Below are 22923 nucleotides of genomic sequence, written 5' to 3'. Positions count from 1 at the left end.
CAGATTCAGATGCCGAGGTACGCCAGCAGCTCGCGTTCCCGCGAGCGCACCTCGGCGTTCTCCATCGCCTCCGCGATCCGTCCCTCGGCCAGCAGGTAGTGCCGGTCGGCGACGCCGGTGGCGAAGTGCAGGTTCTGTTCCACCAGCAGCACGGTCACGCCGTGCTTCTTGGCCTCCCGCAGCAGGTCACCGACCTGTTGCACGAGCAGCGGCGACAGCCCTTCGGTGGGCTCGTCGCAGAGCAGCAGCCGGGCGCCCATGCGCAGCACCCGGGCCAGCGCGAGCATCTGCTGCTCACCGCCGGAGAGCATGGTCGCGGCCGAGTCGCGCCGGGCGTGCAGGGCGGGGAACGCCTCGTACACCCGCTCCAGCGGCCACGGGTCGGGGCCGACCCGGGGCGGCAGGGTCAGGTTCTCGGTGACCGTGAGCGTGGCGTACGCGCCCCGGTCGTCGGGGACCCAGCCGAGCCCGGCCCGCGCCCGTTTGTACGCCGGCAGCCGGGAGATGTCCCGGCCGTCGAGGCGCACCGTGCCCCGCTGGTCGGGGTGCAGCCCCATCACGCACCGCAGCAGCGTGGACTTGCCGGCGCCGTTGCGCCCGACCAGGGTGACTACCTCGCCGGCGGCCACCTCCAGACTCACCTCCCGCAGCACCTGGGCCTCGCCGTAGGCGGCGGAGAGGTTCTCAATGCGCAGCATCCGCGGCTCCCAGGTAGGCGGTGATGACCCGCTCGTCGGCGCGGACCTGCTCGTACGGCCCCTCGACCAGCACCTTGCCGGCCTGCAGGACGGTGACCGTGTCGGCGAGCCGGCCCACCACGCTCATGTTGTGCTCCACCATGACCACGGTCCGTCCCGTGCGGACGGTGGCGATCAGGTCGACGGTGCGGTCGACGTCCTCCAGGCCCATCCCGGCGGTCGGCTCGTCCAGCAGCAGCACCTTCGGGTCGAGGGCGAGCGCGATGGCCAGTTCCAGGGCCCGCTTGCGCCCGTACGCGAGGGCCTCCGCCGGCGCCTCGGCGAGGTCGGCCAGGCCGACCATGGCCAGCAGTTCGTCGGCCCGGTCCCGGTAGCGGCGCATCAGCTTCGCCGACCGCCAGAACCGCCAGCCCAGCCCGCTGGACGCCTGGAGGGCCAGCTCGACGTGCTCCCGCGCGCCGAGTTGCGGGAAGAGGCTGGTGATCTGGAACGAGCGGGCCACCCCGAGGCGGGCCACCCGCTCCGGGGGCAGCCCGGTAACGTCCCGGCCGTCCAGCTCGATCCGCCCGCCGCTGGGCGGCAGGAAGCCGGTGAGCAGGTTGAACAGTGTGGTCTTGCCGGCGCCGTTCGGGCCGACGAGGGCATGCACGGTCTCCGGCGCCACGTCGAGGTCGACGCGATCGACGGCCCGGAAGCCCCGGAAGTCCCGGGTCAGCCCTCGGGCCGACAGGATCGCTTGCCCGGCCATCGCCTCACCCTCCGCAGGTCCGCACGCGAGGGCCAGGTCGGTGACCGGGGTCACAGGGCCGTCGCGTGCAGGAAACCTACGGGGAGCCGAAGTGGTCGAGCCATGTCGATCCGCCACACATTCCCCCGGTGCGGCACGGGGTCGACCTCCACAGGGGTCGACGCCGCGCCGGCGGATCGGAGCGGATCGGTGGCCGTCGACATGTGGCCGGTCACCGTCACCGGCCGGCGAGGTGTAAGGAGGGGCCCCCTGTTAACGCCTCCGGTAGAGAAGGGCACCCCTTTCACATGTGACCGGCGCGCGATGCCGGTGGAGCGGCCGATCAGTCCGGGAACGTGACCACCCAGCGCGCACCCTCGCCCCGGGCCAGCCGCTCCAGCGCCGCGGGCGCCTCCGCCAGCGACACCGTGCCGCTGACCAGCGGCGTCAGGTCGAGGTCACCGGCGGCGAGCGCGGCGGCCAGCTCCGGCACCTCCCGGTCCGGGTCGGTCGAGCCGTAGACCGAGGACCGCAGCGTCCGCGCCGAGTGGAAGATGTCCAGGGCGGAGAGGCTGAGCAGGTCGTCCTTGGCGCCCATGCCGACCACGGTGACCGCTCCCCCGCGTCGCGTGGCCCGCCATGCGGTGCGGATGGTCGCGGACCGGCCGACGCACTCGAAGGCGTGGTCCACCCCACGCCCGCCGGTGCGCGCGCGGACCTCCTTGCCGAGCGTGTCGTCGGAGCGCAGGAAGTCGGTGGCGCCGGCGGCCAGGGCCAGTTCCCGTTTGGCCTCCATCACGTCGACCGCGAGGATCGGTGACGCGCCGGCGCGGCGGGCCGCGGTGAGCACGGCCAGGCCGACCCCACCCAGCCCGATCACCGCCACCGACTCGCCGGCGCCCACCCGGGCGGTGTTGCGGACCGCGCCGACGCCGGTGAGCACCGCGCAGCCCAGCAGCGCCGCCTGCGCCGGCGGCAGGCCGGCCGGCACCGGCACGGCGGCCCGCTCCGGCACCACCACCTCCTCGGCGAGCGCGCCGAGGCCGAGCGTGACCTGCACCGGCTCCCCGGCGGCCGTCTCCCCCCGGGCGACCGAGGGGGCGGTGTTCGCGGCGCACAGCCAGGGCTCGCCGTGCCGGCAGTGCCAGCAGTCGCGGCAGGCGGGCGCCCAGTTGAGCACCACCGGCGTGCCGACCGCCAGCCGGGTCGCCGGACCCGCCTCGGCGACAACACCGGTGGCCTCGTGCCCCAGCACCAGCGGGTACGCCGGCGCCAGCGTGCCGTTCACCATGGCCAGGTCGGAGTGGCAGAGGCCGGCGGCGCGGATGCGGACCCGCAGCTCCCCCGGGCCGGGCGCGGGCAGGCGCACCTCCTCGACCGTCGGGGTCTCGCCCCGGCCACGCACGACCAGCGCCCTCACCGCTGGATCGCCTTCAGCTCGGTGAACTCCTCGACGCCGTAGCCGCCCAGCTCGCGGCCGAGGCCGGACTGCTTGTAGCCGCCGAACGGGGCGAGCGGGTTGAACGCCCCGCCGTTGACGTCCACCTGGCCGGTCCGCAGCCGCCGGGCCACGGCCAGCGCCGCGTCGGAGTCGGCCGACCAGACCGCGCCGGCCAGGCCGTACCGGGAGTTGTTGGCGATCGCGACCGCCTCGTCGGTGTCGGCGAACGGGATCACCGCGAGCACCGGCCCGAAGACCTCCTCCTGGGCGAGGGCGCTGTCCGGGTGCACGTCGGCGAGGACGGTGGGCGCCACGAAGTGGCCCCGGGACGGCAGCGGCGCGTCCGGGCCGCCGGCGACGAGCCGGGCGCCGTCGGCGAGCGCCCGGTCCACGTGCCCGCGTACCCGTTGGGCCTGGGCGGCGGAGACCAGCGGGCCGAGCCGGGTGGCCGGGTCGAACGGATCGCCAAGCCGGTAGCCGGCCACGGCGGCCGCGACCAGGTCGAGCGCCTCGGCGTAGCGGTCGCGGTGCACCAGCATCCGGGTCCAGGCGGTGCAGGTCTGGCCGGAGTTGAGCAGCGCGTTGCCCACGCCGACCTTGACCGCGGTGGGCAGGTCGGCGTCGGCCAGGATGACGTTCGCCGACTTGCCGCCCAGTTCCAGGGCGACCCGGGCGATCCGGTCGGCGGCGAGGTGCGCGATCCGCCGGCCGGTGGCGGTGGAGCCGGTGAACGAGACCAGGTCGACGTCGGGGTGCGCGGCGAGAGCCTCACCGACCACCGGGCCGGTGCCGGGCACCAGGTTGACCACCCCGGGCGGCAGGCCGGCCTCGGTCACCGCGTCCAGGAGCAGGTACGCGGTGAGCGGCGTCAGCTCGCTCGGCTTGAGCACCACCGTGCAGCCGGCGGCCAGCGCCGGGGCGACCTTGGCGACCACCTGGTGCAGCGGGTAGTTCCACGGGATGATCGCGCCGACCACGCCGACCGGCTCGCGCACCACCAGCGAGTTGCCGACCTCCTGCTCGGCGGCCGGTCGGGCGGCCAGGTCGACCATGCTGCGCAGCACGGTCAGCGGCAGGCCGGCCTGCACCCGGGTGGCGAGCTTGAGCGGGGTGCCCAGTTCGAGGGCCACGGTGCGGGCGATCTCGTCGGCCCGGGCGGTCAGCGCGGCGTGCAGCCGGTCCAGGTGGGCCGCTCGGTCTGCGGGTGCGGTGGCGGCCCAGCCGGGGAACGCGGCCCGGGCGGCGGCGACCGCCCGGTCCACGTCGGCGGGGGTGCCGGCGGGGACCTGCCCGATGGTCTCACCGGTCGCCGGGTTCTCGACCGGGATCGTCCCGCCGTCCGCCGGGTCGACCCAGTCCCCGGCGAGGTGCAGGTGGCGGCGGACCAGCAGGGCGGGGGGCGCATCGGCGAGATCCATGGCGTCCCTTCGGGGGCGGGAGGGGCGGGAAACTAGCAGTGGGAGTTTCGACGCTACCCCGGACCGCTGCCGCGTTCCACCGGGGCCACCGTCCGGGCGTACTCGTCCGCGAGGCCGTGCAGCAACGCGTCCAGGCCGAGGGTGAAGGCGCCCTCGTCGACGCTGCGCTGGTGGCCGCGCAGCCGGTGGGCCTGCGTGAGGTGCGGGTGGGCCGCGTACAACTCCGGGTCCTCCACGAACCCCCGCGCGAACGAGCCGAGCGCCGACCCGGCCACGAAGTAGCGCAGCGCGGCGCCGATGTGGGTGGCCCGGGCCGGCGGCCAGCCCGCCCGGACCAGCGCGCCGTAGACGGCGTCGGCCATGGCCAGCGCGGCCGGCCGGCGGCCCGGCCCCTGCGCCAGGTAGGGGACGACGTTCGGGTGCGCGGCCAGCGCCGCGCGGTAGGACCGGGCCCAGCGGCGCAGCGCCTCGACCCAGTCGTACCGGTCGAAGACGCTCACGTCGACCGTGCCGGTGACGCTGTCCGCCACGGCGTCGAGGATCTCGTCCTTGGTCGCGAAGTGGTTGTAGAGCGAGGGGCCCTGCACGCCGAGCGCGGCGGCCAGCCGGCGGGTGGAGAGCGCGCCGAGCCCGTCGGCGTCGATGAGCACGAGCGCGGTCTCGACGATCCGGTCCCGGTTGAGCAGGGCCTGGCGGGGACGGGGCATGTCAGACCTCCCGGGCGGCGGGTCCGGCGGACGCCTGGAGGATCCCGGCCTCGGCGAGGATCCGTTCCATGAGGGCGACCGGAAGGTTGGGGTTCCGTGCCGCCGACCCCGCGGCGGCCGGATCGTCGAGCAGCTCGGCCAGCCGTTCGGCGGCAAGGCGGGGGTCGGACGCCATCCAGGACCGGACGCCGCCGTCGGCGTCGCGGCTGAGCCGGTCGATGAGCTCGGCCGGCGCCTCCGGGTCGTAGCGGACCAGCATGCGCGCCCTCGGGTCGGCGGAGTCGGCCAGCCGGGCCAGCCCGACCCGGGGAAAGTGGGGCCGCGCGATCAACATGCTCGCCGTGATCACCCGGGCCTCCAGGTACGTCGCGAGCAACACCTCCCCCGGGACCTCGTCGTGGTTCTCACAGAGCAGCAGCCGGACCGCGAAGTCGTCGTCGCCGGCGAGCCGGGCCACCTGGTCCGGACGCAGGTTCGGGCTGTACGCGGCGCTGCGCCGCAGCCCGACGTGGGCCGAGCGGACGGCGCCGTCCAGTGCGTCGGGGTCGCCGAGCCGGTCGAGCACCCACCGAGCGGGTCGGAGCCGGGTCTCCGGCCGCACCTCGTAGTCCATGGCGGCGCGTTCGGCCTCGGTGAGCCCGGGTCGCAGGGACAGCCGTAGCCGCACCGTCGGGTCGGGGTCGGTGGCCAACTCCTCGACCAGGTCGCGGGGCAGGTGCGGGTTCTCGGCCACGGCCGCGCGGACGTCCCGGTCCTGGTGCCGGGCGAGCCGCTGCGCCACCGTCCGCGCCAACGGGATCTCGACGGCCAGCTCACGCAGCCGCCAGGGGTCCGGCCACGCCTCGTCGAGGACGCCGGCGAGCAGTTCCGGGCGGCGGCGCCACGCCCGTCGGGCCACCGCGTCGCGCACCCGGGGGTCGGGGTCGGCGAGCAGCCGGTCGGTGGTCCCGTCCGGCGGATCCACCCAGCCCGCGTACCCCGAGATCCGGACCTCGGGATCGGGGTCCTCGACCATCCGGGCCCGGACGCTTACCGGACACTGCCGGGACCCGGCCACCTCGTCGCGGACCCGCTGGTCCGGGTCCGCCGCCAGCCGGGCGTAGGTCTCCTCGGGCAGCGGCGCGGGCGTGGCCCGGAACAGGTCCGGCCCGTGGGCGAGCAGGACACGGACCATCGGCGCGGGATCGTCGACGAGCAGGGCACGCTGGTCCGGCGTGGCCGACGAACTGTCCGCCAGTGCCGCCCGCACCCGCCGATCCGGGTGCTTGGCGACGGCGGCGCAGAACTCGTCCGGCAGCGTGTTCCGGAAGATCAGCACGGCTACGGCCGCGTCGCTGTCGTCCAGCATGCGGAGCAGCAACTCCGACGGGGTCGCCGGGTTGCCGGCCACTCCCCTCACCTGTTCGCAGCCCAGGTCCCGCAAGCCGCCTCCCGTCCGAAACCACCTGATCATGCACCCTAACCGGGCGCCTCACCGCGGCGGCGACAGGAGAGGGCTGGACGGATGAAAACTTGCACCGCTAGTTTAAGGGTGACCGCCGCCGCCGCGACGGTTGCCATGCCGACCGAGGGAGCATCGTGGACTTCGCACTGTCCGACGAGGAACGGGCCGTCCGGGACACCGTGCGCGCCTTCGTCACCCGCGAGGTGCTGCCGCTGGAGCAGGAGGTGCTGCGCCGCGAGCGCGCACACCGGCCCGGCCTGGACCGCTCTGAGCTGCGCGAGTTGCAGCTCAAGGCGAAGAAGTTCGGCTTCTGGGGCCTGGCCACCCCCGAGGAGTACGGCGGGATGGACCTGCCGGCGGTGATGCAGTCGCTGATCTGGACCGAGCTGGGCCGCAGTTTCGTGCCGTTCCGCTTCGGCGGCGAGGCCGACAACATCCTGTTCCACGCCACCGAGGAGCAGAAGCGCGAGTTCCTGATCCCCACCATCGAGGGCGAACGGATCTCCTGCTTCGCCATCACCGAGCCCGGCGCCGGCTCCGACGCAGCGAACATCAAGCTGCGCGCGCGGCGCGACGGCGACGACTGGATCCTCGACGGCGAGAAGACGTTCATCACCAACGGCAACGACGCCGACTTCGCCATCGTGGTGGCGGTGACCGACCCGGAGAAGGGGGCCCGCCGCGGCGGCGCGACCGCGTTCCTGGTCGACCGGGCGATGGGCTGGCGGTCGGAGTTCATCCAGACCATGGGCGAGGGCGGCCCGGCCTCGCTCATCTTCGACGGCGTACGCGTGCCGCACCGCAACATCCTCGGCGAGATCGGGCAGGGCTTCACGCTCGGCATGGAGTGGATCGGCAAGGGCCGCTACACCATCCCCTCGCACGCGGTCGGCATCGCCGAGCGGGCCCTGCAGATGGCGATCGACCACGCCAACACCCGGGAGACGTTCGGCGCGCCGATCGCCACCAACCAGGCCATCCAGTGGATGATCGCCGACTCGGAGACCGAGCTGGAGGCCGCCCGCTGGCTGATCCTGCGCTCGGCCTGGACCGTCGACCAGGGCCTCGATCCCCGACACGCCTCCTCGATGGGCAAGCTCTACGGCGCCGGCATGGTCAACCGGGTGGTGGACCGGGTGCTCCAGATCCACGGCGGCATGGGCTACACCCGGGAACTGCCGATCGAGCGCTGGTACCGGCAGGTCCGGCTCTACCGCATCTTCGAGGGCACCGACGAGATGCAGCGGCTGATCATCTCGCGGGACCTGCTGCGCGGCTACACGAAGATCGGCGGCCACCTGGCCTGAGCGGTCAGCCGGTCAGCGCCTCGACCGCCCGGTCCACGTCCGCCTCGGTCGTGTAGAGGTGGAACGAGGCGCGGACCCGCCCGGCCCGTACCGCCGCGCGCACCCCGGCGCGGGCCAGCCGCTCCTGGGCGTCCGGCACGTCCACGCTGACGATCGCGCTGTCGCCGGGCGGGCGGCCCAGCCCGGCCAGGAACCGGTTGGCCAGGGCCACGTCGTGGTCCCGCACCGCCGCCAGGTCGAGGTCGGCGAGCAGTTCCAGCACCGGCGCCGCCCCGGCGTAGCAGAGCCACGACGGGGAGATGTCGAAGCGGCGGGCGTCGTCGGCCAGCCGCAACGGCGTGCCGTAGTACGAGGCGTGCGGGTCGCGGCCCGCGTACCACCCGGCGGCGTCCGCACGCATCCGCTCGCGCAGCGCCGGGGCCAGGTAGGCGAAGGCCGCGCCGCGCGGCGCCATCAACCACTTGTACGCCCCCACCAGCACCGCGTCCGCCCGGTCGGCCGCGAACGGCAGCCATCCGCAGGCCTGGGTGCCGTCGACCACCACCAGCGCGTCGTGCGCCCGGGCCGCCGCGACGATCTCGTCGTACGCGGCGACCGTGCCGTCGGCGGACTGCACCAGGCTGAACGCCACCAGGTCGGTGCCGGCGTCGATCGCGTCGACCAGGCCGTCGAGCGGCACGGTGCGCACCCGCACCCCGCGGTCCTCCTGCACCAGCCAGGGGAACAGGATCGAGGTGAACTCCCCCTCGGGCACCACCACCGTGGCACCCGGCGGCAGCGCCGCCGCGATCGGCGCCACCAACTGGGAGACGGCCGCGCCGACGCTCACGTCGGCCGGGTCCACGCCGACCAGCCGGGCGAACGCGGCCCGGGACCGGTCGACCGAGGTGTCCCACACCTCGAACGACACCCGGCCGGTCCGCCACTCGGCGAGCACCTGCTGCACCGCCGTCCACACCGGATCAGGCGGCAGCCCGTAGGTCGCCGTGTTCAACCATCCCGGCTCCACCTGCCACAACTTCCGCGCCTGCGCCAACTCCATGCCACCGACGCTAGCCACCCCCACCTCCCGCCTGAAACCACCAATCCCAGCCCCGTGGCCCACGCTCCTCACCCCGCTCGCACTGCCCTCGCTCCCCCACCCCCTCACCCTCCCCGCGGCCCCCGGCTCCGCGGCCCCCGGCCCCGCGGCCCCCGGCCCCGCCCCGCGGCGCCCCGCCCTGCACCCTCACCCGGCGCGCCCCGCACCCCGCGCCCCGCACGCCGCACGCCGCACGCCGCACGCCGCGATCTTGCAGTTCCGGCCGCCCCCCTTGGGCGCTTCGCCCTTTCATACCTTCACCCGGGCGGAAGGTGCATGATCGCGGACGGGCTTGTGTCGCTGCTGCCGCACGGAGGTGACGGTTGAAGGCCGATATACCGCTGAGTCATATTTATGACTCAGCGGTATATCGCTCGGAACTCACATGCCTGTCTGGTCGGTCGAGTCAGGGTGGGCCCACCTCGGGACATGGACCGGCTCATACAGGCGGGACACTCCGGCCCGCACCCGTCTCGGCGAGATTGCTGCTCCAGGCGCGCGGCTGGTCCGCAGGCAAACCACGTAGCCAATCCCGCCCCTGGTCAGGGCGGGCCAAGCCGGGCCGAGGCGAGCCGGGCCGGGCCCGGCGCCGGCTGGCGGGGTCAGGCGGTGGAGTCGGCGAGCGGGCGCTCGGCGCCGGGCGGGGTGTCGTCGGCGGGACGCTCGTCGTCGTTCTCGTCGACCATGGTGGCCTCGTCGAACGGCCGGTCCCCGGCCAGGACGGCGCGGGCCCGGTCGCGGTCGAACTCACCGGTCCAGGTGCCGACCAGCACGGTGGCCATGGCGTCGCCGGCGAAGTTGGTCAGCGCCCGGGCCTCGGACATGAACCGGTCGATGCCGACGATCAGGCCGACGCCGTCGACCAGGTCCGGTCGGTGCGACTGGAGGCCGCCGGCCAGCGTGGCCAGGCCGGCGCCGGTCACGCCGGCGGCGCCCTTGGACGCGATCACCATGAAGACCAGCAGCGAGATCAGGTCGACGAAGCCGGTGCCCAGCGGTTTCAGGCCTTGCCGACGTCGGGCGCGACCAGGCCGACCACGATGCCGGCGACGACGGCGGCGGGCGGGTCGGACAGCCTCGGAGGTGGGGGTGGTGGTGTCCATGTCGACACTGTGAACCAGGTCTCACCGGACCGCACGCGGTCCGCCGGTCAGCTCACGTTGGCCGGGCCCAGCACACTCTTCAGGTCGCCCATCAGGGCTGTGGTCGGCGCGACCCGGAACGGGCCGAGACGCAGCGTGGTGACCTTGCCGCCGTTGAGCAGCTTGACGTGCACCTCGCAGTCGCCCGGGTGCAGCACCAGCGTCTCCTTGAGCCGCTCGACCAGCGGCGGGGTGCAGCGGTGCACCGGGATGGTCAGGGTGACCGGCTTGTTCGCCGGGTTGCTGGTGACGTCCGGCATGGACATGTCCATCGCCATGATCCGGGGGGTGTCGTCGCGCCGGTCGACCCGGCCCTTGACCACCACGATGGCGTCCTCGGCGATGTACTGCCCGATCACCTCGTAGGTGTTCGGGAAGAACAGCGTCTCCACGCCGCCGGCCAGGTCCTCCAGGGTGGCCGAGGCCCAGGCCCGGCCCTGCTTGGTGACCCGGCGCTGCACGCCGGAGAGGATGCCGGCGAGGGTGATTACCGCGCCGTCGGGCACGGTGCCCTCCTCGGAGAGCGCGGCGATGGTGGTGTCGGCCGCCGCGCCGAGCACGTGCTCCAGGCCGAACAGCGGGTGGTCGGAGACGTAGAGGCCGAGCATCTCGCGTTCGAAGGCGAGCTTGTCCCGCTTGTCCCACTCCCCCTCGCCGATGACCGGCATGACGGTGGTGCTGCCGCCGGTGTCCGCGTCGCCGAAGCCGGCGCCGAACAGGTCGTACTGGCCGACCGCCTCCTTGCGCTTGACGTCGGCGTACGCGTCGATGGCGTCGGCGTGCACCGCCAGCAGGCCCTTGCGGGGGTGGTTGAGCGAGTCGAACGCGCCGGCCTTGATCAGCGATTCGATGGTCTTCTTGTTGCAGACCACCGCGTCCACCTTGGACAGGAAGTCGTAGAAGTCGGTGTAGTCGCCCTTCTCGTCGCGGCACCGCATGATCGAGGCGACCACGTTCGCGCCGACGTTGCGCACCGCGCCCAGACCGAAGCGGATCTCCTTGCCGACCGGGGTGAACGGGCCGGCCGAGGTGTTCACGTCCGGCGGGAGGACCTGGATGCGCATCCGGCGGCACTCGGACAGGTAGAGCGCCATCTTGTCCTTGTCGTCACCGACGGAGGTGAGCAACGCGGCCATGTACTCGGCCGGGTAGTGCGCCTTCAGGTACGCGGTCCAGTAGGAGACCAGGCCGTACGCGGCGGAGTGGGCCTTGTTGAACGCGTAGCCGGCGAACGGGACCAGCACGTCCCACACCGCCTGGATGGCCTCGTCGGAGTAGCCGCGCTCGCGGCAGCCGTCCCGGAACGGGATGAACTCCTTGTCGAGGATCTCCTTCTTCTTCTTGCCCATCGCCCGGCGCAGCAGGTCGGCCTGGCCGAGCGTGTAGCCGGCGAGGATCTGCGCGGCGCGCTGCACCTGCTCCTGGTAGACGATCAGGCCGTAGGTCGGGGCGAGGATCTCGCGCAGCGGCTCCTCCAGCTCCGGGTGGATCGGGGTGATCTCCTGGAGGCCGTTCTTGCGCAGCGCGTAGTTGGTGTGCGAGTCGACGCCCATCGGGCCGGGGCGGTAGAGCGCCAGCACGGCCGAGATGTCCTCGAAGTTGTCCGGCTTCATCAGTCGCAGCAGCGAGCGCATCGGCCCGCCGTCGAGCTGGAAGACGCCCAGCGTGTCACCGCGGGCGAGCAGCTCGTACGCCTGCCGGTCGTCCAGCGGCAGGCCCAGCAGGTCCAGCTCAAGGTTGTGGTTGAGCCGGATGTTCTTCACCGCGTCGTCGATGATCGTCAGGTTGCGCAGGCCGAGGAAGTCCATCTTCAGCAGCCCGAGCGACTCGCAGGTCGGATAGTCGAACTGCGTGATGATGACGCCGTCGGAGTCGCGTCGCATGAGCGGGATGTGCTCGATGATCGGTTCGGCGGACATGATGACGCCGGCCGCGTGCACGCCGGTCTGCCGGATCAGGCCCTCGATGCCCTTCGCGGTCTCGATGACCTTCTTGACGTCCGGGTCGGACTCGTAGAGGCCCCGGATCTCGCCCGCCTCGGCGTAGCGCGGGTGCTTCGGGTCGAAGATGCCGGACAGCGGGATGTCCTTGCCCATCACCGCGGGGGGCATGGCCTTGGTGATCCGGTCGCCGACCGCGTACGGGAAACCCAGCACGCGGGCCGAGTCCTTGATCGCGGCCTTCGCCTTGATCGTGCCGAACGTGGCGATCTGCGCGACCTTGTCCTCGCCCCACTTGTCGGTCACGTACTTGATGACCTCACCGCGCCGGCGCTCGTCGAAGTCGATGTCGACATCCGGCATCGAGACGCGCTCGGGGTTGAGGAACCGCTCGAAGATCAGGCCGTGCGGGATCGGGTCCAGGTCGGTGATGCCCAGCGCGTACGCGACCAGCGAGCCGGCGGCCGAGCCACGGCCCGGGCCGACCGCGATGCCCTGGCTCTTGGCCCACTGGATGAAGTCGGCGACCACGAGGAAGTAGGACGGGAAGCCCATCTGGATGATGACGCCCAGCTCGTACTCGGCCTGGACGACGTGGCCCTCCGGGATGCCGTTCGGGAAGCGGCGCTTGAGCCCGGCGAACGTCTCCTTGCGGAACCAGGACTCCTCGGTCCCGCCGTCGGGGATCGGGAACCGCGGCATCAGGTTGTGGAAGGTGAACATGCCGGTGGGGTCGACCTTCTCGGCCACCAGCAGCGTGTTGCGACAGCCCTGCTGCCACAGCTCGGAGGAGTCGACCGCGCGCATCTGGTCGGCGGACTTGACGAAGTAGCCGCCGCCCTCGAACCGGAACCGGTTCGGGTCGGCCACGTTGCTGCCGGTCTGCACGCACAGCAGCACGTCGTGCGCCTCGGCCTGGGCCTCGTGGGTGTAGTGCGAGTCGTTGGTGACCACCGGCGGGATGTCGAGCTTACGGGCGATCTCGGTGAGCCCGTCGCGGACCCGGCGCTCGATGTCGAGGCCGTGGTCCATGATCTCCAGGAAGTAGTTGTCCTTGCCGAAGATGTCCTGGTAGGCGGCGGCGACCTTGAGCGCCTCGTCGAACTGGCCGAGCCGCAGCCGGGTCTGCACCGCGCCGGACGGGCAGCCGGTGGTGGCCATGATGCCCTCGGCGTGCTCGGCGATCAGCTCCATGTCCATCCGGGGCCACTTGACGTAGTGGCCCTCCATGGAGGCGCGGGAGTTGAGCCGGAACATGTTGTGCAGGCCGGTGCGGTTCGCCGCCCACATGGTCATGTGGGTGATGGCGCCGTTGCCGGAGACGTCGTCGCTCTTCTGCTCGGGGCGCCCCCACTTGACCCGCGCCTTGTGGAAGCGCGACTCCGGCGCCACGTACGCCTCGACGCCGAGGATGGGCTTGACCCCGGCGGCCATGGCCTGCTTGTAGAAGTCGTTCGCGCCGTGCATGTTGCCGTGGTCGGTGATCGCCACCGCCGGCATGCCGAGCCGCGCCGCCTCGGCGAACAGGTCCTTGAGCCGGGCCGCCCCGTCGAGCATCGAGTACTCGGTGTGTACGTGCAGATGCGCGAACGAATCGCCCATGCGTGGCGCCCCCCGGGTTGTGGATCAAGTTGCGTCGGAGTCGACCGACCCACCCTACCGAGGCGGTCCGACCGGCTCCACCGTCCGCGCCGGGCGTGGCCGGCGTCTCTCCCGACCGTCCGGACGTACGCCACACGACGCTGTATCCGCTTGCAATAGTGTGTGGCGCACACTATCGTGTGTCACATGGTCACCGACGAGGTCCTCCGGACCCACCTCCAGGAGCTGCGACGCGGCACGATCGTGGTGGCCAGCCTGGTCGCCCTGCGCCGCCCCGACTACGGCTACGCCCTGCTGCAACGGTTGGCCGCGCACGGCTTCGCGGTCGACGCCAACACGCTCTACCCGCTGCTGCGCCGGCTCGAGGAACAGGGCCTGCTGACCAGCGAGTGGAACACCGAGGAGAGCCGGCCGCGCAAGTTCTACCGCACCAGCGACGACGGCGAGACGGTGCTGGGCCGCCTGCTCGACGACCTGACCGCGGTCCAGACGTCCGTCACCCAGTTGATCGAAGGAGTAGGGCGATGAGTTCCCTGACCGACCGCTATCTCGCGGCCACCCTGCGCACCGTGCCGGCGCCGCGCCGCGCCGAACTCGCCGAGGAGTTGCGCGCCTCCATCGCCGACATGATCGACGACCGGACCGCGGGCGGGCAGGACCACGCCTCCGCCGAGCGCGAGGTGCTCACCGAGATGGGCAACCCCGAGCAGCTCGCGGCCCGCTACAGCGACCGCACGCTCCAGCTCATCGGCCCGCGCTACTACCTGCTCTGGTGGCGGGTGCTGCGGATGCTGCTCACCTGGATCCCGGCGATCGTCGGCGTGGTCACCGGCGTGGTCAAGGCGACGGTCGGCGGCGAACCGGGCGCGGCGATCGGCGCCGGCATCGCCAGCGCGTTGCAGACGGCCGTGCAGATCGCGTTCTGGGTCACGCTGTCCTTCGCCGTCCTGGAGCGCACCCGGACCCCGCTGGGCCTGCCCGAGTGGACCGTCGACCAGCTCCCCGAGGAGACCCACGACCGGCAGATCAGCCAGCCGGACAGCGTCGCGTCCGTGGTGTTCCTGCTCGGCACGGTCGGCGTCCTCGTCGGGCAGCACTTCCAGCACTGGGCCAGCGGCGACGGCTCCCGGCTGCCGGTGCTCGACCCGGCGCTCTGGAGCTTCTGGCTCCCGGCGCTGATCGTGGTGCTGCTGGCCACCGTCGGTCTGGAGATCGCGAAGTACCGGTCGGGCCGGTGGACCTGGCCGCTGGTCGCGGTCAACGCGCTGCTCAACCTGGCGTTCGCGGCGCCGGTGGTGTGGCTGCTGCTGACCGACCGGATGCTCAACCCGGACCTGGTCGAGCGGTTCGCCTGGCTCCGCGAGGGCGGGGTGGACGACGTCGCCCGGATCGCCGTGGTGGTCACCGTGGTCATCGCGGTCTGGGACGTGATCGACAGCGCGGTCAAGGCGGTCCGCGCCCGCCGCTGAGGTCCCGACCGGCCCGGCGCCGCCCGCACCGGGCGCGCCGGGCCCTCCGGTACGCCGGGCTTCAGGCCGCCGCGCGTCACTCCCGCGCCAGCAGGGCGTAGACCGCCTCGTCGGTCCACTCCCCCTTGACGAACTCGTTCTCCCGCAGGTGCGCCTCGCGCCGCATGCCCAACCGCTCGATCGACGTGGCGGGAGAGGGTGGGTCGGGTGGCGAGGGCGCCCTTCCGGTCGGGGCGGGCGGGGGCGGGTGGCATGGTCGTACGGTGAGCACCGCAACCACCACCGGCTGGCGACGGCCGGGCCCCACCGCCGAGCAGCTCCGCACCGACCTCTGGATCGGCCTCGGTGTCACCGTGCTGGCCCTGTTCGAGCTGACCCTGGCCCGCAGCACCGGGGCGTTCCTGCTCGGGCCGCCGCCGAGCCTGGCCGAACAGATCTTCTGGACGGCGGCGGCGACCGCGCCGCTGGCCCTGCGCCGACGGTGGCCCACCGCGGTCGCGGTGTTCATCTCGATCGCCTTCATCGCCGGGCAGGCCCGGGCGGTCCCGCTGTCCCAGCTCCCGTCGGGGGCGCTCTTCGCCGCGCTCTACACCCTCGGCGCCTGGGGCACCGACCGGCGACTGGCCGGGCGGGTCCGGGTCGCCATCATCGGCGCCATGTTCGGCTGGCTGGGACTGTCGCTCGCGCTGCGCGCCGACCAGCTCTCGGCGAGCACCTTCGACGGCGCCGCCGGCCCGGTGCCGCCGGTGCTCGCGGCCGTCATCAACGGCGTTCTGTACAACGTCCTGTTCTTCGCCTTCGCCTACTACTCCGGCCAGACCGCCTGGGTGGCCGCGCGCCGCCGGCACGAGCTGCGGGAGCAGGCCGAGCAGCTGCGCCGCTCACAGGAGGAGGCGCGCGAGCGGGCGGTGATGGGGGAACGGGTCCGCATCGCCCGCGAGCTGCACGACGTGGTCGCCCACCACGTGTCGGTCATGGGCGTGCAGGCCGCCGCGTGCCGGCGGGTGTTCGACCGCGACCCGGACAAGGCGCGAACCGCGCTGACCGCGATCGAGGAGACGGCCCGCACCTCGGTGGACGAGCTGCGCCGGATGCTCGGCGTGCTGCGGGACCCGAGCGTCACGTCCGGCGCCGCGCCCGCCGACACCGCCGGCCTCGAGCAGGTCGCCGCGCTCGTCGACCGGGCCCGGGAGACCGGCCTGCGGGTCCAGCTAGGGGTGTACGGCGACCCGACGCCGCTGCCCCGCTCGGTGTCCCAGGCGGCCTACCGGATCGTGCAGGAGGCGGTGACGAACGTGGTCAAGCACGCGTCCGCCACGTCGCTCGACGTGCGGATCCGTTATCTCGACCGGGAGCTGGAGGTCGACGTGAGCGACGACGGGCGCGGCGGAGGGTCGGGCGGCGGGGGCGGACTCGGCCTGATCGGCATGCGTGAGCGGGCCACCGCGCACGGCGGTGAGCTGGAGGCCGGGCCGAGGGCCGGTGGCGGCTTCCGGGTGCGGGCCCGCCTGCCGCTGGCCGTCGAGACCGCCGGGCGGGCGGCGTGACCGGGCCGGCGCCGGACGGGCCGGTGCGGGTCCTGCTCGTCGACGACCAGCACCTGGTCCGCAGCGGCTTCCGCATCATCCTCGAGGTGGAGGACGACATCGAGGTGGTCGGTGAGGCCGCCGACGGGGAGCGGGCCGTAGCGATGGCCGCCGCGCTGCGACCGGACGTGGTGCTGATGGACGTGGAGATGCCGGTGCTCGACGGGCTGGCGGCGACCCGCCGGATCACCGGCGACGCCACCGGGGACGGCCCGGCCGTGCTGATCCTCACCACCTTCGACCGCGACGACTACCTCTTCGCGGCGCTGCGTGCCGGGGCGAGCGGCTTCCTGCTCAAGAACGGCACGCCGGAGGATCTGGTCGAGGCGGTCCGGGTGGTGGCGCGCGGCGAGGGACTGATCGCGCCCGCGCTCACCCGCCGGGTGATCTCCACCTTCGCCCGTCCCGGTGCCGCGCCGCCCGACCCTCGGCACGACGCCGCGACGGCGGAACTGACCCCCCGGGAGCGTGAGGTGCTGGCGCTGGTGGCGCGAGGCGCCAGCAACGCGGAGGTCGCCGCCGTCCTGCACGTCGGCGAGGCGACCGTGAAGACCCACGTGAGCCGGGTGCTGGCCAAGCTGGGGCTGCGGGACCGGGTCCAGGCGGTGATCTTCGCGTACGAGCACGGCATCGTGCGGCCCGGCGGCTGACGGCATCCGCCGCGCGGCGGACCCCGATGATCAACCCCTGGTGGGACGCCGTCGCGCCCGCCCGACCGTAGCGTCGGGCGCATGACCAGCGTGCTCCACCTGGACGGCGTCGACCGCAGCTTCGACGGACGTCAGGTGCTCTCCGACGTCACCTTCGACGTGGCCGCCGGCCGGCTGACCGGGTTCGTCGGCGGCAACGGCGCCGGCAAGACCACCACGATGCGGATCATCCTCGGCGTGCTCGCCCCGGACGCCGGGCAGGTGACGTGGCGGGGGGACCGGCTCACCCGGGACGCCCGGCGGCGGTTCGGCTACATGCCGGAGGAACGGGGCCTCTATCCGAAGATGACCACCCGCGAGCAGGTGGCCCACCTCGGGCGCCTGTACGGGTTGGACGCGCCGGCGGCGCGCCGGCGGACCGACGCGCTGTTGGACCGGATCGGCCTCGGCGAGCGCGGCGACGACCTGCTGGAGACGCTGTCGCTGGGCAACCAGCAGCGGGCGCAGATCGCGGCCGCGCTGGTGCACGACCCGGAGGTGCTGATCCTCGACGAGCCCTTCTCCGGGCTCGACCCCCTCGCCGTCGACACGGTGGTCGCGGTGCTGCGGGAACGGGCCGCCGCCGGGGCGCCCGTGCTCTTCTCCAGCCACCAGCTCGACGTGGTGGAACGGATCTGCGACGACCTGGTGATCATCGCGGGCGGCACCATCCGGGCCGCCGGCCCCCGGGAGGAGCTGCGCGCCGCGTACACCCTGCCCCGGTTCGAGCTGGTGGTCGACGGCGACGCCGGCTGGCTGCGGGATCAGGCCGGGGTGGAGCTGGTCGACCTCGACGGCGCCCGCGCGGTGTTCGACCTGGAACCCACCGTCGACGACCAGTCCGTGCTGCGCGCGGCGCTGGCCCGCGGCCCGGTGCGCGCCTTCCACCCGGTCACCCCGTCCCTCGCCGAGATCTTCCGAGAGGTCAACCAGTGAACACCTACCAGGCCACCCGGTTGGTCGCCGCCCGCGAGATCAGGGTCAAGCTGCGCGACAAGACGTTCCGCTACGGCACCCTGGTCTTCCTGCTCATCGCGATCGCCTCCACGGTGCTCCCGGCGATGCTGCAGGGCGGACCGTCCACCGTGGCGGCGCCCGCCGCGGCCGCCGGCCCGCTGCGCGCGGCCGGCCTGGACGTCCTCGTGGTCGCCGACGACGCGGCCGCCGAGCGGGCGGTACGCGACGGCGACGCGGACGCGGCGGTGGTCGCCGGCCCGACCGTGCTCGGCGACCAGCGGGCCCCGGACGACGTGGTCCAGGCGCTCAGCGTGGCCCCGACGGTGCGGCTGCTCGACCCCGACGCGGTGGACCCGGTCACCGCCTACCTGGTGCCGTTCGCCTTCGCGTTCGTCTTCTTCATCATGTCCCAGACCTTCGGCATCCAGGTCGCGCAGAGCGTCACCGAGGAGAAGCAGACCCGGATCGTGGAGATCCTGGTCGCCGCCGTGCCGGTCCGGGCGCTGCTGGCCGGCAAGATCGTCGCCGCCGGCGCGCTGGCGCTGGGACAGGTGGCGCTGATCGCGGTCGCCGCGGTGGCCGGGCTGCGGCTGACCGGTGGCGGGGACCTGCTCGCCCTGGTCGCCCCCGCGCTCGGCTGGTTCGTGCCCTTCTTCCTGCTCGGCTTCCTGCTGCTGGCGGCGATGTGGGCGGCCGCCGGCGCGCTGGTCAACCGGCAGGAGGACATCGCCGGGGCGTCCACCCCGGTGCAACTGGCGGTGATGGCGCCGTTCTTCGCGGTGGTGTTCCTCAACGACAACGCCACCGCGATGCGGATCCTGTCGTACCTGCCGCTGTCCGCACCGACCGCGATGCCGGTGCGGCTGTTCACCGGCGACGCGGCGACCTGGGAGCCGTTCGTGGCGCTGGCGCTGCTGCTGGCCGCGGCGGCCGGCTTCCTCGCCGCCGGGGCGCGGATCTACCAGGGATCGCTGCTGCGCACCAACGGGCGGACGTCGGTGCGTGCGGCCTGGCGACAGCGCGAGACGGTCGGCTGACCGCGGCCGCCCCGCCCGGCCCGGGACCGGCCGGCGGGGCGGCGGAGCCGATCCGACCTGCGCGAGGATCGCCGACCATGAGTACGGACCCGACCCACCTGCGCGCCCTCGCCGACGAGTGCGTCGACCTGGTGTCCCGGCAGTTCGGCCACCGGCTGGACTGGTCGCCCGAGAGTCTGTCGACGCTCGACGGGGTGTGCGCCGACCTGATCGCCGTGACGACGGGCCGCGACGAGCATCGCGGCGTCCGCCATGGACGACGGCCCGACGCCCGGGAGGTCCGGGTGTCGGGCCGTCGCGGCGGTCCGGGTCAGCCGACCGCGGCCATCACCTCGTCGGAGACGTCGAAGTTGGCGTAGACGTTCTGCACGTCGTCGCAGTCCTCCAGCACGTCGATCAGCTTGAAGATCTTGCGCGCGCCCTCCTCGTCCAGCGGCACGTTCACGCTGGGGATCAGGGAGGACTCGGCCGACTCGTACTCGATCCCGGCGTCCTGCAGGGCGGTGCGCACCGCGATCAGGTCGCCCGGCTCGGAGACCACCTCGTACGCCTCACCGAGGTCGTTGACCTCCTCGGCGCCGGCGTCGAGGACGGCCATCATCACGTCGTCCTCGCTGGTGTCGGCCTTGGGCACGATCACCACGCCCTTGCGGGAGAACATGTACGACACCGAGCCGGCGTCGGCGAGCGAGCCGCCGTTGCGGGTCAGCGCGGTGCGCACCTCGGTGGCGGCGCGGTTGCGGTTGTCGGTGAGGCACTCGATCAGCATCGCCACGCCGCTCGGGCCGTAGCCCTCGTACATGATCGTCTGCCAGTCGGCGCCGCCCGCCTCCAGCCCGGAGCCGCGCTTGACCGCGCGGTCGATGTTGTCGTTCGGGACCGAGTTCTTCTTCGCCTTCTGGATGGCGTCGTAGAGGGTCGGGTTGCCGGCCGGGTCGCCGCCGCCGGTGCGGGCCGCCACCTCGACGTTCTTGATCAGCTTGGCGAACATCTTGCCGCGCTTGGCGTCGATCACGGCCTTCTTGTGCTTGGTGGTCGCCCACTTTGAGTGGCCGGACATCTGAGTACCTCCGTTAGTGATCCACGCCCGCGTCCGCAGCCCGCGCCGGAGCCGAACCCGGCAATCCTACCGAGGCCACGGCCGGCCGGCACCCACGGGCGCACCGTCAGGCGGCGGCCCGGACCACGTCGACGAAGTGACGGTGCAGGCGAAGGTCGCCGGTCAGCTCCGGGTGGAACGACGTGGCCAGCAGGTTCCCCTGGCGGACCGCGACGATCCGGTCGGCCGCCGGGCCGTCGGTGACCCGGCCGAGCACCTCCACGCCGGGGCCGACCCGCTCGACCCAGGGCGCGCGGATGAAGACCGCGTGGAACGGCTCGCCGTCGACCCCGGCGAGCGTCACCGGCGCCTCGAACGAGTCGACCTGGCGGCCGAACGCGTTGCGCCGGACGGTCATCTCGATGCCGGCGAAGCCGCGCTGGTCGGGGCGGCCGTCCAGCACCTCCGTGGCCAGCATGATCATGCCGGCGCAGGAGCCGTAGACCGGCATGCCGGCGGCGATCCGCTTGTCGATCGGCTCGCGCATCTCGAAGATGTCCACCAGCTTGCTGATCGTGGTCGACTCGCCGCCGGGCACCACCAGGCCGTCGACCGCGTCCAGCTCGCCCGGCCGGCGCACCGCCCGGGCGTCGGCGCCCGCGCCGGCCAGCGCCGCGACGTGCTCGCGTACGTCGCCCTGAAGCGCGAGCACGCCGATCACCGGTCCGGTCACAGTGCTCCTTCGAAGGTGTTAAAAGGGGGCCCCGCCTCTACCGGAGGCGTTAAGAAGGGGCCCTTCCTTGGGTTTACCAGCCGCGCTCGGCGAGGCGGTGCGGCTGGGGGATCTCGTCGACGTTGATGCCGACCATCGCCTCGCCCAGCCCGCGCGACACCTTGGCCAGCACGTCCGGGTCGTCGTGGAACGTGGTCGCCTTGACGATCGCCGCGGCCCGCTGGGCCGGGTTGCCGGACTTGAAGATGCCCGAGCCGACGAACACGCCCTCGGCGCCGAGCTGCATCATCATGGCCGCGTCCGCCGGGGTGGCGATGCCGCCGGCGGTGAACAGCACGACCGGCAGCTTGCCCCGCTCGGCGACCTCCTTGACCAGCTCGTACGGGGCCTGGAGCTCCTTCGCCGCGACGTACAGCTCGTCGGCCGGCAGCGTCTGGAGCCGGCGGATCTCCTGCCGGATCTTCCGCATGTGGGTGGTGGCGTTGGAGACGTCCCCGGTGCCCGCCTCGCCCTTCGAGCGGATCATGGCGGCGCCCTCGGTGATCCGACGCAGCGCCTCGCCCAGGTTGGTCGCGCCGCACACGAACGGGACGGTGAACGCCCACTTGTCGATGTGGTTGGCGTAGTCGGCCGGGGTCAGCACCTCGGACTCGTCGACGTAGTCGACGCCGAGCGCCTGCAGGATCCGCGCCTCGACGAAGTGGCCGATCCGGGCCTTGGCCATCACCGGGATCGAGACGGCGGAGATGATGCCGTCGATCATGTCCGGGTCGCTCATCCGGGACACGCCGCCCTGGGCGCGGATGTCGGCCGGCACGCGCTCCAGGGCCATCACGGCCACGGCGCCGGCGTCCTCGGCGATCTTCGCCTGCTCGGGGGTGACCACGTCCATGATCACGCCGCCCTTGAGCATCTCGGCCATGCCGCGCTTGACGCGGGCGGTGCCGACGGTGGCGTCGGTGGTCGGTGCGGTGGATTCAGACACGGGTCATCGCTCCTCGGCGGGCTGGGGAGGGGGCTGCGCTGGAATGCTACGACCGGCGCGGCGCCGCTCCGACAGCCAATCGGCCCCCCGGTGGCCTGCGCTGTGGCCGCCGTCACGACCCCCGGCCCGGTCAGCCGGTGGGGACGTCCGCGCGCGGGACCACCGTCGGGTCGTCGATGTCGAAGTAGCGGGGCCACTCCCGCCCCCGTCCCATCCGGAACAGCCGCACCACCGGACGGCTCCGGGCCGAGCGGGCGTCCCGGACCAGGTCGGTGTGCACCTGCCGGGCCAGCGCCAGCCGCCGGCTCGCCGCGATCACCGCCGCGCAGGCCGCGTCGTCCGGGTCCAGCAGGACCGCGCGCAACTGCCGGGTGAGGTCGTTCTCGGCGGCCTCGCGCTCCTCCGGGGCGGCGTCCAGCGCGATCCGGGCGGCGGCGTACAGCTCCACGCCGTACCGCTGCTCGGCCAGCACCGCGGCGGCGGCCGCGCGGCGCAGCAGGTGCGCGTCGAGCGCGCGCGCCGCGGAGTCCGCCCGGACCTGCAGCCGCTGCACCCGGCCGGAGGTCCAGATCAGGTACGCCGAGACCAGCCCGAGCACCAGGGCCGCGCCCACCACCCACCACATGCCCGGCATCGTAGTGCTGCTCCTCATCCCGGCCGGCCGGCGCGGGCACCGGTCGACGCGCTCGTCACAGCGGCCCCACCGGCCACCGTGGTCAGCCCAGCCCCGCCCACTCCTGGTCCATGACCCGGCCGTCGGTGGCCTCGATCGCGGCTGCGTATACCTCCAGAACGCGGCGGGCAACCACGGGCCAGTCGAAATTCGCCACCACCTGGTCGCCGGCGGCGGTCAGCCCGGCCCGCTGGCCGTCGTCGTCGAGCAGTTCGGTCAGCGCGGCGCCCAGCGCCACCGCGTCGCCG

General features: G+C 73.2%; 21 protein-coding genes and 1 pseudogene. 8 read left to right on the top strand and 14 right to left on the bottom strand.

All coding sequences use genetic code 11. The annotated features are described in order from the left end of the window. Positions 1-5 precede the first annotated feature (5 nt). The 6 genes from O7600_RS00110 to O7600_RS00085 all read right to left on the bottom strand — a co-directional run bounded on the left by O7600_RS00110 (position 6) and on the right by O7600_RS00085 (position 6381). Positions 6-698: an ABC transporter ATP-binding protein gene (locus O7600_RS00110; RefSeq protein ID WP_281591706.1), complete on the bottom strand. Its 693-nt coding sequence runs from the start codon at positions 696-698 to the stop codon at positions 6-8. Continuing rightward, entirely contained in the window at positions 685-1446 is a 762-nt protein-coding gene (locus tag O7600_RS00105; protein WP_281591705.1) for an ABC transporter ATP-binding protein, read from the bottom strand. Before O7600_RS00105 ends, O7600_RS00110 begins: the two co-directional genes overlap by 14 nt. 322 nt (positions 1447-1768) lie before the next feature. Next, positions 1769-2845, bottom strand: coding sequence for a zinc-binding dehydrogenase (locus O7600_RS00100; protein ID WP_281591704.1), 1077 nt, complete (start codon positions 2843-2845; stop codon positions 1769-1771). Further along, on the bottom strand, positions 2842-4284 hold the full coding sequence (locus tag O7600_RS00095) for an aldehyde dehydrogenase family protein (protein ID WP_281591702.1): 1443 nt from the start codon (positions 4282-4284) through the stop codon (positions 2842-2844). The genes O7600_RS00100 and O7600_RS00095 overlap by 4 nt, the downstream gene beginning before the upstream one ends. A 53-nt stretch (positions 4285-4337) precedes the next feature. Continuing rightward, a complete protein-coding gene (locus tag O7600_RS00090; protein ID WP_281591701.1) occupies positions 4338-4991 on the bottom strand; it encodes a TetR/AcrR family transcriptional regulator C-terminal domain-containing protein in 654 nt (217 codons plus the stop codon). 1 nt (position 4992) lies between these two features. Next, positions 4993-6381: a hypothetical protein gene (locus O7600_RS00085; RefSeq protein ID WP_281591700.1), complete on the bottom strand. Its 1389-nt coding sequence runs from the start codon at positions 6379-6381 to the stop codon at positions 4993-4995. 188 nt (positions 6382-6569) lie between these two features. Here O7600_RS00085 and O7600_RS00080 point away from each other — a divergent pair, with 188 nt between their 5' ends. Beyond that, a complete protein-coding gene (locus O7600_RS00080) occupies positions 6570-7742 on the top strand; it encodes an acyl-CoA dehydrogenase family protein (protein ID WP_281591699.1) in 1173 nt (390 codons plus the stop codon). A 4-nt stretch (positions 7743-7746) separates the two neighbouring features. Here the strand turns inward: O7600_RS00080 and O7600_RS00075 are convergent, their stop codons facing one another. From O7600_RS00075 to dnaE, 3 genes are all read right to left on the bottom strand, one after another. After that, positions 7747-8784: an aminotransferase class V-fold PLP-dependent enzyme gene (locus O7600_RS00075; RefSeq protein ID WP_281591698.1), complete on the bottom strand. Its 1038-nt coding sequence runs from the start codon at positions 8782-8784 to the stop codon at positions 7747-7749. Between the two features lie 641 nt (positions 8785-9425). Beyond that, positions 9426-9926, bottom strand: a complete 501-nt coding sequence (locus O7600_RS00070; protein ID WP_281591697.1) for a cation:dicarboxylase symporter family transporter — start codon at positions 9924-9926, stop codon at positions 9426-9428. A gap of 47 nt (positions 9927-9973) precedes the next feature. Next, positions 9974-13507, bottom strand: a complete 3534-nt coding sequence (gene dnaE / locus O7600_RS00065; protein ID WP_281591696.1) for a DNA polymerase III subunit alpha — start codon at positions 13505-13507, stop codon at positions 9974-9976. Between the two features lie 186 nt (positions 13508-13693). Here dnaE and O7600_RS00060 point away from each other — a divergent pair, with 186 nt between their 5' ends. From O7600_RS00060 to O7600_RS00030, 7 genes are all read left to right on the top strand, one after another. Further along, positions 13694-14035 (top strand): PadR family transcriptional regulator, encoded by a 342-nt coding sequence (locus O7600_RS00060; RefSeq protein ID WP_091578193.1) that lies wholly within the window; start codon positions 13694-13696, stop codon positions 14033-14035. Then, positions 14032-14976, top strand: coding sequence for a permease prefix domain 1-containing protein (locus tag O7600_RS00055; protein WP_281591695.1), 945 nt, complete (start codon positions 14032-14034; stop codon positions 14974-14976). The genes O7600_RS00060 and O7600_RS00055 overlap by 4 nt, the downstream gene beginning before the upstream one ends. A 263-nt stretch (positions 14977-15239) precedes the next feature. Further along, the gene (locus tag O7600_RS00050; protein WP_281591694.1) at positions 15240-16523 is read left to right on the top strand and encodes a sensor histidine kinase; all 1284 of its coding nucleotides are present in this window, start codon (positions 15240-15242) and stop codon (positions 16521-16523) included. Continuing rightward, positions 16520-17212, top strand: a complete 693-nt coding sequence (locus O7600_RS00045) for a response regulator transcription factor (RefSeq protein WP_281591693.1) — start codon at positions 16520-16522, stop codon at positions 17210-17212. Before O7600_RS00050 ends, O7600_RS00045 begins: the two co-directional genes overlap by 4 nt. Positions 17213-17293: 81 nt before the next feature. Next, a complete protein-coding gene (locus tag O7600_RS00040) occupies positions 17294-18187 on the top strand; it encodes an ATP-binding cassette domain-containing protein (RefSeq protein ID WP_281591692.1) in 894 nt (297 codons plus the stop codon). After that, positions 18184-19245: an ABC transporter permease gene (locus tag O7600_RS00035; protein ID WP_281591691.1), complete on the top strand. Its 1062-nt coding sequence runs from the start codon at positions 18184-18186 to the stop codon at positions 19243-19245. The genes O7600_RS00040 and O7600_RS00035 overlap by 4 nt, the downstream gene beginning before the upstream one ends. Before the next feature lie 77 nt (positions 19246-19322). Beyond that, on the top strand, positions 19323-19604 hold the full coding sequence (locus O7600_RS00030; RefSeq protein ID WP_281591690.1) for a hypothetical protein: 282 nt from the start codon (positions 19323-19325) through the stop codon (positions 19602-19604). Here the strand turns inward: O7600_RS00030 and O7600_RS00025 are convergent. The 5 genes and pseudogenes from O7600_RS00025 to O7600_RS00005 all read right to left on the bottom strand — a co-directional run. Continuing rightward, positions 19556-20305, bottom strand: coding sequence for a YebC/PmpR family DNA-binding transcriptional regulator (locus O7600_RS00025; RefSeq protein ID WP_099161583.1), 750 nt, complete (start codon positions 20303-20305; stop codon positions 19556-19558). The genes O7600_RS00030 and O7600_RS00025 overlap by 49 nt on opposite strands. A 106-nt stretch (positions 20306-20411) precedes the next feature. Beyond that, the gene (pdxT, locus tag O7600_RS00020) at positions 20412-21017 is read right to left on the bottom strand and encodes a pyridoxal 5'-phosphate synthase glutaminase subunit PdxT (RefSeq protein WP_091578217.1); all 606 of its coding nucleotides are present in this window, start codon (positions 21015-21017) and stop codon (positions 20412-20414) included. 73 nt (positions 21018-21090) lie between these two features. After that, a complete protein-coding gene (gene pdxS / locus O7600_RS00015) occupies positions 21091-22002 on the bottom strand; it encodes a pyridoxal 5'-phosphate synthase lyase subunit PdxS (RefSeq protein WP_091578220.1) in 912 nt (303 codons plus the stop codon). Between the two features lie 130 nt (positions 22003-22132). After that, positions 22133-22636 carry a hypothetical protein gene (locus O7600_RS00010; protein WP_281591689.1) on the bottom strand — a complete coding sequence of 168 codons (504 nt, stop codon included), beginning with the start codon at positions 22634-22636 and terminating at the stop codon, positions 22133-22135. Positions 22637-22718: 82 nt separating this feature from the next. Next, positions 22719-22898 (bottom strand): annotated as a pseudogene (locus O7600_RS00005) (alpha-(1-2)-phosphatidylinositol mannosyltransferase); the annotation flags it as partial. Positions 22899-22923 lie beyond the last annotated feature (25 nt).

The organism is Micromonospora sp. WMMA1998, from assembly GCF_027497375.1.
In the GTDB taxonomy this organism is placed as follows: Bacteria; Actinomycetota; Actinomycetes; order Mycobacteriales; family Micromonosporaceae; genus Micromonospora; species Micromonospora sediminicola.
This window is presented reverse-complemented; position numbering and strand designations above follow the sequence as displayed.